The 12,216-nt window shown below is 41.1% G+C and carries 9 protein-coding genes; 2 read left to right on the top strand and 7 right to left on the bottom strand.

The genetic code is table 11. The annotated features are described in order from the left end of the window. Nucleotides 1-565: 565 nt before the first annotated feature. Nucleotides 566-1,378 carry a sulfite exporter TauE/SafE family protein gene (locus Q0779_RS16955; RefSeq protein ID WP_298774340.1) on the bottom strand — a complete coding sequence of 271 codons (813 nt, stop codon included), beginning with the start codon at nucleotides 1,376-1,378 and terminating at the stop codon, nucleotides 566-568. Nucleotides 1,379-1,601: 223 nt separating this feature from the next. On the opposite strand from Q0779_RS16955, the gene Q0779_RS16950 reads away from it, so the two are divergent. Beyond that, on the top strand, nucleotides 1,602-2,579 hold the full coding sequence (locus Q0779_RS16950; RefSeq protein ID WP_298774338.1) for a DUF1852 domain-containing protein: 978 nt from the start codon (nucleotides 1,602-1,604) through the stop codon (nucleotides 2,577-2,579). A gap of 159 nt (nucleotides 2,580-2,738) precedes the next feature. Beyond that, nucleotides 2,739-3,773 (top strand): methionine synthase, encoded by a 1,035-nt coding sequence (locus Q0779_RS16945; protein ID WP_298774335.1) that lies wholly within the window; start codon nucleotides 2,739-2,741, stop codon nucleotides 3,771-3,773. Nucleotides 3,774-4,000: 227 nt separating this feature from the next. Here the strand turns inward: Q0779_RS16945 and Q0779_RS16940 are convergent, their stop codons facing one another. From Q0779_RS16940 to Q0779_RS16915, 6 genes are all read right to left on the bottom strand, one after another. Beyond that, entirely contained in the window at nucleotides 4,001-5,032 is a 1,032-nt protein-coding gene (locus Q0779_RS16940) for a kelch repeat-containing protein (protein ID WP_298774332.1), read from the bottom strand. A gap of 365 nt (nucleotides 5,033-5,397) precedes the next feature. After that, entirely contained in the window at nucleotides 5,398-6,012 is a 615-nt protein-coding gene (locus Q0779_RS16935; protein ID WP_298774329.1) for an HNH endonuclease, read from the bottom strand. A gap of 1,031 nt (nucleotides 6,013-7,043) precedes the next feature. Next, nucleotides 7,044-7,295 (bottom strand): DUF3325 domain-containing protein, encoded by a 252-nt coding sequence (locus tag Q0779_RS16930; protein ID WP_298774327.1) that lies wholly within the window; start codon nucleotides 7,293-7,295, stop codon nucleotides 7,044-7,046. Next, on the bottom strand, nucleotides 7,285-9,006 hold the full coding sequence (locus Q0779_RS16925; RefSeq protein WP_298774324.1) for a PepSY domain-containing protein: 1,722 nt from the start codon (nucleotides 9,004-9,006) through the stop codon (nucleotides 7,285-7,287). The genes Q0779_RS16930 and Q0779_RS16925 overlap by 11 nt, the downstream gene beginning before the upstream one ends. Beyond that, complete coding sequence (locus Q0779_RS16920; RefSeq protein WP_298774321.1) at nucleotides 9,003-9,287, bottom strand: hypothetical protein; 285 nt, start codon at nucleotides 9,285-9,287, stop codon at nucleotides 9,003-9,005. Before Q0779_RS16920 ends, Q0779_RS16925 begins: the two co-directional genes overlap by 4 nt. A 107-nt stretch (nucleotides 9,288-9,394) precedes the next feature. Beyond that, nucleotides 9,395-12,118, bottom strand: coding sequence for a TonB-dependent siderophore receptor (locus Q0779_RS16915; RefSeq protein ID WP_298774319.1), 2,724 nt, complete (start codon nucleotides 12,116-12,118; stop codon nucleotides 9,395-9,397). Nucleotides 12,119-12,216: the final 98 nt, after the last annotated feature.

The raw sequence follows: 12,216 nt of genomic DNA, 5'->3' as shown, positions 1-12,216 counted from the left end.
CCCCCTCTTTAATCATCTTATTTTAGGCTTAAGACAAATGATTGACTCTATTTCCCCTTCTTTAATTATTACATACTTTTTAATATTAAAAGACTAAACCTAACTAATGAGACCGCTCTCTTCTAAAAACTTAAAAATGAATGTTTTTTATGTTCTTTCCTTTTATTCATTCCATTAAAATAATAAAAATGAGTTGAAACAAGATTGTTAGTGTTTACTAACTTTTTACCTGCCTACTTTGTTACTTATAACTGTTTTATATCATATTTATTGTATTAGCCTTTTTGAACTACAACCTAATAATAAGCTTAATGAACTAGCCTCTGCCCATCATAAGCTATATGACGTAATTAATAGGTTCCGTTCTATTTAATAGATCCAACCACACAGTATCGAGCGATAACAATGCAAGGGTTAAAAATCAAGCCTTTCATTGTCCAATGTTAACTGACAATGAAGGGCGAATGACGATGCCAACATTACACCCTTTACTCTTAATAGTTAGGGCTAATCGTTTTCTTGGCTGAACACGTCATTTATTGATAGGGATCCGTTAGACTTTCCATTAATGCATTAACATGTTGGCAGCCATCACTAACAATAATACCGCAAATATTTTTTTGATGGTTGAAACCGGTAAATAGTGGGTTGATTTGGCGCCTAAGGGCGCCGTAAACCAAGACGTGCACACAATACCCAATAACGCGGGTAAATAGACAAAACCAGCAAAGCCATCTCCTAAAGCAAAATGCGAACTCCCTGAGCTGATGTAACCTATGGAGCCAAATAATGCGATGACAATACCGCAAGCGGAAGCACAGCCTATGGCTTTTTTCATATCGATTGAAAAAAATGTCAATAAGGGCACCAAGAGTGCCCCACCGCCAATGCCTATCATGGCAGATAAACCGCCTGTGATTGTCGTAAAAAGGGTAAGCAAACCTTTATTGGGCATTTGACGCTCTTCTGAAGGGGCACTTTGCGTACTGCTATAAAGCATTTTCAAGGCAATAAGCACCACACTCACAACAAAGACTAAACGAACCGTTGTTTCAGGTAACAGTGCCGCCATAAAACCACTGAACAGGGCACCCAATGCCACTCCCGTCATGATCCAAGGCGCAAGATCCCAAGGAACATTACCTTTTTTATGGTGAGCCATTGCCGAAGAAGTGGATGTGAATAATATTGATGCCAGAGACGTTGCCACGGCAACGATAACCACTTGCTCAGGCGGAACAAGATTAAAGTGAAGTAAAATACTGCTCAGCACTGGCACAATAATTAATCCACCGCCAATGCCTAGCAGCCCAGCCAAAAAACCCACGCCACTGCCAAGTAACGCGCAGAATATCATTAATAATACTAATTCACTCATTCAGCTCACTTCTTATTTCATCAAGGGTTAATAAACTGCATCAATATAGCTGACACCCATGCCAACATTCAAATAAATAGCGAATGAATATTTCTCATGTTGAATATGAAATAAATGCGCTTTTAATCATGTATCGAACCCCGTATAAAAGTCAGTACACAATGAAGACCCAATAATAAATCGAGTTTTATCTCAGGTTTTTAGCTATAAAACAGGATACGCAATGAATACAGACGTTAGCTTTTCCATTAAACGCATTTGTCTTGATGAAAACTATCACCCCTCAGACAATACACGGATCACCACCAACTTTGCGAATTTAGCGCGAGGAGACTACCGTCAAGCTAACTTGCGCAACGCGTTAACCATGATTGACAATAGCTTTAATGCCTTAGCCCATTGGGATAACCCTAAAGGGGATCGTTATTCTGTCGAACTTGACATTATTTCTGTTGATATGAATATTGAAGGCAATGCAGCGCCCTTTCCATCCATTGAAATATTGAAAACCAATATTGTGGATCGTCAAACCAATAAACGCATTGAAGGCATTGTCGGCAATAATTTTTCCTCTTATGTGCGAGATTATGACTTTAGCGTATTACTGTCAAAGCATAATAAAGATAAGCCCCAATTTAGCATTCCCAATAACTTTGGCGAACTGCATGGAAAACTGTTTCAGTACTTTGTGAACTCAAATGTTTACAAACAACACTTTAATAAACTGCCAGTGATCTGCCTCAGTGTATCGGATAACAAAACCTATCATCGCACTGAAAATCAGCATCCTGTATTGGGCGTTGAATACCAGCCAAATGACACCTCTTTGACTGAGCAATACTTCAAAAAAATGGGCTTACAGGTGCGTTATTTTATGCCGCCTAATAGTGTGGCACCTTTGGCTTTCTACTTCTTTGGAGATTTACTCAACGACTACACCAGTTTAGAGCTTATTAGCACCATCAGCACCATGGAAACCTTTCAAAAAATTTATCGACCCGAGATCTATAATGCCAATGCCGTTGCAGGAAAATCCTACCAACCCAATTTGAAGAACCTGGATCATTCATTAACCCAAATTGTTTATGACAGAGAAGAGCGAAGCCAGTTAGCCAATGAACAAGGTAAATTTGCTGAGGAATACTTCATCAAACCTTACCAAGCGGCACTTGAGCAATGGGCTGCCACTTTCGCTCAATAGTCATGCGCAATAACCCTCTTCGTTAACAAAAAATCGTTAACGAAAACGCTGTAATGAAACGCGCAATAAATGAAAATAACAATTTAAAATAGTCAGTTGAATGGGCCACTTAAGATGACTCGGTTCAATCATTAACTCAAATAAACGGCATCATCTATTATGAAAACACTTTTACCGACTTCAACAGCGGGCAGTTTACCGAAACCCGCTTGGCTTGCAGAACCTGAAACACTTTGGTCACCGTGGAAATTGCAAGATAAAACATTAATTGAGGGTAAACAAGATGCGTTGCGTTTATCTATCCTCAATCAACAACAAGCCGGTATTGATATTGTCAGTGATGGCGAGCAAACGCGGCAGCATTTTGTCACCACATTTATTGAACACCTAAACGGCGTTGATTTTGAGCAACGACAAACCGTTAAAATTCGTGATCGCTATGAAGCCAGTGTGCCCACCGTCGTTGGCGCAGTGTCCCGTCCAAAACCCGTGTTTGTTGAAGATGCCAAATTTTTACGCCAGCAAACCAAGCAACCCATTAAATGGGCCTTGCCAGGCCCTATGACCATGATAGATACACTGTATGATGATCATTATAAAAGTCGTGAAAAACTCGCCTGGGAATTTGCCAAAATTCTCAATCAAGAAGCCAAAGAATTAGAAGCGGCGGGGGTGGATATTATTCAATTTGATGAGCCCGCTTTTAATGTCTTTTTTGATGAAGTGAATGATTGGGGCATAGCAACATTAGAGCGCGCCATTGAAGGACTGAAATGCGAAACAGCGGTACATATTTGTTATGGTTATGGCATCAAAGCCAATACCGATTGGAAAAAGACCTTAGGTACTGAGTGGCGACAATATGAAGAGGCATTTCCCAAACTACAACAATCCAGTATCGATATTATCTCACTAGAATGCCACAACTCTCACGTGCCAATGGAGCTGCTTGAACTCATTCGAGGCAAAAAAGTCATGGTCGGTGCCATTGATGTCGCAACCGACACGATTGAGACGCCAGAGGAAGTCGCCAATACCCTTCGAAAAGCTCTTGAATTTGTCGATGCCGACAAGCTCTATCCTTGCACCAACTGTGGCATGGCGCCCTTATCCCAACAAGTGGCAAGAGGCAAACTCCATGCCTTAAATGCTGGCGCAGACATTGTTCGAAAAGAGCTTGAAAGCGAAAACTAAGATTTTAACCTTGTTTCATGCAAACATAATGCTAACGTGGCCCTCTCGTGGCTCTCGAAAAAGTGAGAGTCACGTCAAGCATGGATAGTTGTGATCTTAAATCCAATGTTAAGCGATGGCGTCATGTGGAATGCGAATGCTGGTAAAATAAGTTATTGACGCCATCGTCTTTTGTTATTTGTTATTTGTTATCGGCGACTGTGCACCTCGTCCTTCATGTAAATGGCTTAATCTTTAGTCAAAATTAAAGTGGTAGCGAGTGTATCTTGTGGTCCCACCTTTGCCGCTCCTCCCATAATGTATATCTTATTATTAAGGGTTACAGAACCATGGCCATGGCGAGCTGAAGGCATGGTTGAAATTTCACTCCAGTTTTCAGTAACAGGATCAAAAGCCCATACTTGATCATAGGCTTTGCCTTCTCTCCAGTTGCCATTTTGACCAAATGCTTCACCACCAGAAACAATTATTTTACCGTTTAACACCGAGGCTGACATACCTGCTAACGCGACAGGAAAGGGTTTAATCGCAGTCCATTTATCTTTTTTCACATCATACACCTCAGCAAATTGTTTATTGCTTGATTGCACACCGCTTTCTCTACCACCTATTACATAGATTTTGTTATCTAACACTGCACTTGCTGCAGAACTTCTTACAATACTCGGCTCTGCCGCTTCTACCCAACGTTTGTTATCTAAAAGAATGTAGTGCTTCTTAGTGTCTACATGCTTTCCCGTTTCAGGCGATATCGTTTTCCCCCCGATCACATGAATATTATTCCCAACTGATCGATAAACTGACTCTGCCAATGGAATGGGTAATTCAGGGCCTTTTTGCCAAGTATTTGAGGTGATATCCAAACGGTACACAGTATTTTGTATTTGCCACGCCTTACCTTTTTGGCCGTAAAAACCACCGACGCCATATAGATAGTTTGCGTTACTCACTAAACCAAGATGGTGCCTTTCTTCTGGTAACTGAGGCCCTTTTCTCCACTGTTGAGATCCAAGGTTAAAAATAAAGGTTAACCGAGTAGGAGATAAACCAAAAAATATCGGGTTATTACTCGGGACATAACCACCGGAGACATAAATTTCGTCATTATAAATGGCAGGATATATTTCTTGAATGGGTGTTGTGATTGACGGTGCTTCTGACCAGTTATAAAGATTATCTATGGTTTGTGCTTTTGCATGCACCGCACTTAAGCTGGCAAGGGACAGCAGCCCAAGAAGTTTAATCAAATTAGTTTTCATAAAGTATGAACCTTGTTTTTTTATTATATATTTCACAAATATTTGATACACATTTGAGCATTAGCAGATTAAAAGTAAACGCTTATCAGTATGGTAAATTGTAAGAGAATATATCCCCATCTACGTTATAGAAAACTCAATTTTATTAACCTGAACTCGGAATAACGCCTTATCTTAGCTATTTCAATAGCACATAACACCTAAATCAGGTGCACCATAGGCGTCATCTGAGACATATAATCATGGATGTATTGCTTGTGTTCTAGCTAGCTGCAGCCTTAATATAAACGTCTAACATAAGTGCCTATCGATTTATCTCTGACGCACTTAGATGGATTGGTTGTTTTCGTAGGTCATTGACGATTTTAACCGCAATCTTTATTTAATATCACTTTAAGTTCATCAGGTAACATCGTGTGCCCGCCTCGATGCAACATAGCATGACAATTCGGACAAACGGGAATTAAATCTTCCAGCGGTTTAAGCTCATACTCACTTTTTATCTGTGACAAAGGCACAATATGGTGAACATGAATGAATTCTTTACCTCGCACGCCATATATTTTTTCAAAATCGAATCCACATATTTGGCAAATATACCCAAACTCTTTTAAACAGGCTTGACGAGCAGCTATATTTCTTTCATAGGCATTAACCGTTATTGTTTTTGTCACTCCCTCAAAATAAGGACTACCACTAACATGCACTTCTTCACTGGATAGAATATTTAATGGTATAGCCCTAAACATATCATTTTCAGCTAATAATGTCCTTTTTTCTAATAGCGGATTAAAGCCATCAGCAATTGTTTCACCTTGTTTATTTTTCTTGGTTTGAGTTTTAAACACTAAAAGGTCATAACCTTTATTTCGAATTTTATTTATATGTTTAAGAGAGTGTGCATAGCCTTTTTTAGCCCATGTTGGGCTAAGAATGAGATTATTATTTAAGTCATTCGAGCAATCTAAGCTAAAAAGCACCTGTTTTTTAGCGTCACTGCAATACGAATACTTACCCTGCGTCGATTTGAATGACAGTCCCATCATTCTATTTACAAAGCTGGTTCTTGATTCTTTTGTCATATTGACTTCTCGTTAGGATAAATGTGAATTATCACTCAAATAGTGACGATAAAAGATACAACCTTTCATTCACTCGAACTGCTCACTTTAATAAGAGTACACTTGCCTCTTGAAAATATCAGGGACGTGACTGCGCGTGACCTATCTTTATTAGTTATACATTAGCTACGGCACTCAAGGTTAAATGTTCCGCCTTTGAAACTCCAAATGTAACCTTTGTATAGCCCGTACGCTCGATTACCGCAGCTATTTATTAACCAAGAACCCAATACTCTTTCCTGCTCTCTGTTAATCACAAGGCACATCACTAATATACTGTATTGACTATTAATAAAGGATTAATTTGTCTATTAAGCGAGGTGAGTCATGAAATCCTCTCTAGCATCTCAGCCTTCCCACTCACACCCATCCAGCCAAAATACCCTCAAACGTTACTTATGTAAATAAATTGTTTTAACCAAATGATAATTAGCATAAAAATCTATGCTCTGCCTCACAATGGATTGAATGACGCTTTTACCTTTGACTAGCCTTGAAAAAACTAGAATATAGGTAGTGATATTATATTGATGGCGATACTAAAACGATAAAGAGCAGATGAATAAAGAGAAGCAAAAAGAAAGCCCATTAATCAAAAATGAGCTAAGTGACTGACACATTAAATCACCAGCCAAGACAAGATGTTTTGGCTGGTGAACTTGTACTTTTATTTCACTTGAATAGATCTCTAAAATACAAATTGATTTCAGGGCTAATTGCTCATTAGATTAACGGCCTATCCTTTAGTCATAGTGAGTTGAATGATTGAGTCACTTAGGCTAATCAATTGAGCTGGTTAATTTCATTAGCCCATTTAATTAACCTATTTAGTTCACCCCTTTCATTCAACCTTTAAGTCAACCCTTTAATTGACTCCTTTAATTCAACCTTTAATTGACAAATAGGGCCACAAACAAAATACTCAGCGGCAAAAAAGCCAACCAATATACTGTGGCTATCGGCGCTGCTAAGCCAGAAATAGCGAGATAATAAGATAAACACAGCAGGGGCCAAGCAAATAACGTGAGCAGTTTGCTCTGCAGGGGTTTAATGTTCACGTTAAACACCACTTTAAAGTGTTTATGCATGGCTAAGGCCAGCATGATTATCGCAATTTGTTGCAGTAAAAAACTAAGCAGCATTGGGTTTATTCCTTCTCTTTGCCAGTCTCTTCTCTGACAGCCTTTTATTTGACGGCCTCTTATTTGAAAATATGGCCTGCCCTTGAACGGGCTTTTTTTGCCTCTTGTAGAGTGCCGTCGCTGTTTTATATAAGAGAATGCCTGTAATTAACAGTACCAGTTCGAACCCCAAATACACTCCATTTTTCTGCTCAATGGCCTGCATAAGCCTCTGAGGTTGCTGGATAACATCCAAAATTGGCAATAACACGCAAGCCGTTGCAGCCACTAATAACTGCAGGGTCCAAGCCTTATGCGCCGGACGAAACACACTGTGTAGCAAGCTCAATAACCAAACCCATAAGAAAATACTCACTTCTACGCTCGCGCGGTCGTCAATGTCGAGGGGGAGCAAACGGTTGGCATAGAAGTAAGCTAAAATCGCCAATACCAATCCGGCAATACCAGCAATATTTAACCGTTCAACAATAAAGTGACCCATATGGCGCTGTTTGGTTTTTTCCAAGCGTTTATTCAGCCAAATAATCAAGCCACTGGCAATAAGACCGCAAGAAAGTAAACCGCTAATAAAAAGCAGCCAACGCAGTCCAGGATCGGCAAAATGCGCCTCATGCAGGCCATAAAAAATACGCCTAATTTTTCGTGCGGTGCGCTCATCAAACATGCCCGCTAACGGCTGTCCATTATGGGATGAAAAAACCAAGACATCGGCTTTATTCGACAGGGATAATTGTTTGTTGCGCTCGACGATGATGCGGCCGTTAATATCAAAAGGATGCTCAAAGGAAATACGTTTGATTTGGTGATCCCCCCCCCAGGCTTTTTCAAGCTGCTTTTGGATCAAGGTAAAGTCGCTTATCGGTGCCTGATAATCTTGAGCTGGCGTCACTTTAGGCAAATAAGTGGTCACTTTTTGATTTAGCTCTCGTGCCCCCCCTTCTAAATAATATTGCGCGCTCCAAGGCATATAAAGCCCGATATAGATCACCAGCGCACTGGCACAGATCATGACAGCAAAAGGAATGGTAATGATCCCCGCAAGGGCATGAAAGTCGGTTAATGTTTTAAGCAGTGTCTTTTTACGCAACGTGAAGAAATCACGAAAAAAACGTCTATGAGTAAAAATGCCACTAAACACTGCCAGCAGCATAAACATGGCAGCCACACCACTAAAATAGCGCCCGCCGACATTTCTCAACTCAAGGGAATAATGAAAAGTTCGAAAAAAATCCCCACCATGTGTTTGTCTCGGGTTAACCTGCTCACCATTGTCACCTTGTAAATACGAGGATTGCCGTGTTTTTCCTTGCTGCCACTGTAAAAGCCACTGGTTGCTTCTGACATTAGGTAGAGTGATGTGCCAATTATCCTGCTCCTTGCCTTGCGCTTTGAGTTTGGCGATTGACAGGTTAATAAGCGCCAAGCGCTTAGCTTCTCCGTCTATTTCCTCACTTGTTATTTCCTGCTTATCTATTCCCTCACTATTTATTTCTTCACTATCCTTTTCTTCACTACCGACTCCCTCACTGTCATTTATCGCATCAAACTGACGCTCCATTGACACATGAAACTCGGGCTGCATCCACTGGCTGATCTCATCATTAAAATAACTCAGGGTACCCGTTAAAAATATCGCAAATAATAACCAGCCTATTATCAATCCGGTATAAGTATGCAGCCAGATCATGGTGCGTCTGAAATCCGGCTTCATACTATGCCTCCACAGAACCCGCAAATACCAATAAAAATAACGCTATAAACCAGAATATTACGCCAAGCCTTGAATGCTGAATCTTGGCAAAAACAGTCAATAATCACGGCAAAAAAAACCAGATAACTGAACATGGTGGCGATTAATATCGCATCTTCTACAGGGTAATTAAATAAAGCCCGTTGCACCGGAACTAAGGCCAGACTCGAAAGACAGGCAACACAATAGCCACCAACGACGGCGGCCAAACAACGAACACTAAGCGTTAAGGAAGCTTTCATAGGCTCTCTGGGTCAGTAAATTAACGACAACAGCCAAAAACAAGTCGCTTGTTTTTGGCTGGGGAGTCATAGGCAATCTATTCAAACAAAAGTGTTTCAGCTAAAGATTAATCAAACATATAGCTAACCGTGAGTTTGGCATTACGGCCATCACCAGGAAGCCCACCGATAAACAGCGCTTTGCTGTAATAGGTGGTATCGGTCAGATTACGCAGGCTCAGCTGAATATCCCACTGCTCGATCTGATAAGCGATACTGGCATCCCAGAGTACATAAGCATCGACGACGGCATCCGGCAATCCAAATGCGGCCGAGTTAATGCTGCGCTCATCTTCATAAGTCACCCCTAAGCCAAATGTAATAGGTGCAGGTAAGGCGGTAAATTGATACTGGTAGTTGCTCCACAAACTGGCGAACTTCTTTGGTATACCCTTAGTGTTAACCTTAATCTGATCAGGTTCTTTTTCAGAACGTATGGTATAAGCATCCTGATAGGTGGCATTAAGATTCATTGACCAAACGTCATTCAGCGCCAAGTTTAAGTCAAACTCTACCCCTTTGGTGGTATCGTTATTATCGTAATAGTATTGCGGCACACTAATGTTAAATTCAACATCTTCAGAGTTATCGTTATACTCAGGGTTTGAATAGCGTAGATTAGTGCGTTGGGTCTTAAACCACACTAAAGAGCCGAGTAAGTCTTCATCAAAGGCGGTAAATCTAACGCCGACATCAAAAGAGAGCGATTCTGAATCTGGACGGTCGTCTGTTGTACCATTAACCGAGTCCAAGATGCTATAAGCCATTCGGCCCTTAGAGTAATTCACAAACGTGGCTAGCTGTTCATTAATACGATAATTTAGCCCCAGATTATAAGTTGCTCCAGCATCATCGGTATCGGCTTCTACACTTGCCTCAGGGGTGTTGTCTGTGCCTTTATGTTGGTAACTTTGCTTTGTGCCTGAGTAAGCCACACCAAAACGTCCGGTTAAGCTCTCACCGAAATAAAGCACCTCTTGAAAACTCACCCCCCAAGCGGAGACAGATTTGTCATAGTTACTTTTTAATACAGGATCATAATCTTCGAACGTGCCTGTACCCCAGTTGGGGTTGCGAATATCTAAAATATAAGGGATAGCATTAGCATCATCACTAGCGCCGTCGGCATCATAGGCAGACCAAGATTTTAAGGCCATATCGCGGTTTTCATAATTAGCACTGAATAAATGCTCACCTTCAATAATGGGGAGTGACCAAGTCATCGTCAGATCTGCGAAATATTGCCAGGTTTTTTCGTCGGCTTGAGTCCGCCTGTATTCCTGACGGCGAGCGGCATAAGGATAAAGCACACCGTCTATGACTAATGGCGCTCTAGGATCGGCATTGATTTCACCATTACGGTTCCAATACACATAATTATAAGCGCCCGTTTGACGTACAAAATCTGAAGAATATTCACGATAGGCGAATTGCTGATGCAGGAATATGTTAGTATCGATATCCATTTCATGTTGCAGCTTAAGGCGCATTTCCTGCCCCTCATTTGGTCTCGATAAAGGTGATATCAACCCTTGCTCCCCCAGATCATAAGGCTCCAAACCATCGGTAGCAACCAAAGAATCAGCCAATTGCTGTTGTTGCTCAGGAGTTAACTGGATCCCGTAGAATTCATCACCATCAGCATTGGTATCATTAGGTAAGTCTTGCCCGCTGATCTCCCCTGGATTGGCATCGATACTGTCATAGTTCAAGATCCGCACCGGATGGCCAATGGAATCTATTTGAATTTCATCATCGATATAAGCCGCAGAAAGAATAAACTTATTATTGTCATTTAATTGATGGCTGAGTGTGGCATAGACCTCACTGCGCTCAGCGCTTAGCCCTCGGTAGCCATCACTGGACTCATAGCTGCCCACCAAACGATAGGCGGTTTGCTCAGTGATTGGCGCGGTGGCATCGAACATCAGGGAGTGACTGCCCCACTGACCGACACTGGTCTGAATTTGGTAACTGGGATCATATTGCGGTTTTTTCTCGATCATATTAATCACGCCACCGGCCGCGCCCATGCCATATAAACCCGTAGCTGGACCTTTGAGGATCTCAAGACTTTCAATATTGGTTAATGAACGAGTGGGATTATATGAGTTACCCAAACTGGCGCCACCATACATGCCATCTAAGGTGTAATTTGCCCCTAAACCACGGATCACTAAGTTATCACCAATACCGTAATTATTGCCCGCTTGGGTTAATCCACTGACATTACGAATACTCTCTTGCAAGGTCGTTATTCCCTGCTCCCCCAACAATTCACTGTCCACCACTACGATAGCTGCCGGCGTTTCCATCAATGACATATTTGATTTGGTTGCGGTGCTTGAGTCTAAAACCATTCGGTTGTGACGACCATATACGCTGATCCGTTCAATATTGTTAAGATCTTCTCTATAGTTCAACAGGTTATTATCAAATGTGACCAACTGATCAGCAGCACGCATATCACTCTTTTGTTTAATCACCACCTGCGCTTCATTGAGCCAATGTGCTTCTAAATCGGTATTCGCCAAGATCTCTGTCAGTACCTTCACCATTGAATCGGTATTCGACACAAAATGGTCAGGCAACTTGGTATGTTCCAGTGAATTTTTTGTGGCGTAGATGTCAATATTATTCGTCTTAGCAAGATGTGATAATGCCGAGCCAACCGAGGCAGGTTTAACGTTAATAGCTTGGGCTTGTGTGGCATAAGTTGGCGTAACGGTGACACAAACCAGTGACATAGATAAAGCTAATGCTTTCATTTTAAAGCGAGGTGTTAACAACATGGGTTAATTGATACTTCATGGTCATTCAATTTGAGCGCGAATGATAATGATTATCAGAATCATTGTAAACTAGTGCTTCCTATTTTATTACAACTTTA

This window comes from uncultured Shewanella sp. (assembly GCF_947491715.1).
Lineage (GTDB): Bacteria > Pseudomonadota > Gammaproteobacteria > Enterobacterales > Shewanellaceae > Shewanella.
This window is presented reverse-complemented; position numbering and strand designations above follow the sequence as displayed.

Coding starts and splice junctions, on each gene's coding strand:
- Q0779_RS16955 (WP_298774340.1), bottom strand. CDS start 1,378: ATGAGTGAATTAGTATTATTAATGATATTCTGCGCGTTACTTGGCAGT.
- Q0779_RS16950 (WP_298774338.1), top strand. CDS start 1,602: ATGAATACAGACGTTAGCTTTTCCATTAAACGCATTTGTCTTGATGAA.
- Q0779_RS16945 (WP_298774335.1), top strand. CDS start 2,739: ATGAAAACACTTTTACCGACTTCAACAGCGGGCAGTTTACCGAAACCC.
- Q0779_RS16940 (WP_298774332.1), bottom strand. CDS start 5,032: ATGAAAACTAATTTGATTAAACTTCTTGGGCTGCTGTCCCTTGCCAGC.
- Q0779_RS16930 (WP_298774327.1), bottom strand. CDS start 7,295: ATGCTGCTTAGTTTTTTACTGCAACAAATTGCGATAATCATGCTGGCC.
- Q0779_RS16925 (WP_298774324.1), bottom strand. CDS start 9,006: ATGAAGCCGGATTTCAGACGCACCATGATCTGGCTGCATACTTATACC.
- Q0779_RS16920 (WP_298774321.1), bottom strand. CDS start 9,287: ATGAAAGCTTCCTTAACGCTTAGTGTTCGTTGTTTGGCCGCCGTCGTT.
- Q0779_RS16915 (WP_298774319.1), bottom strand. CDS start 12,118: ATGTTGTTAACACCTCGCTTTAAAATGAAAGCATTAGCTTTATCTATG.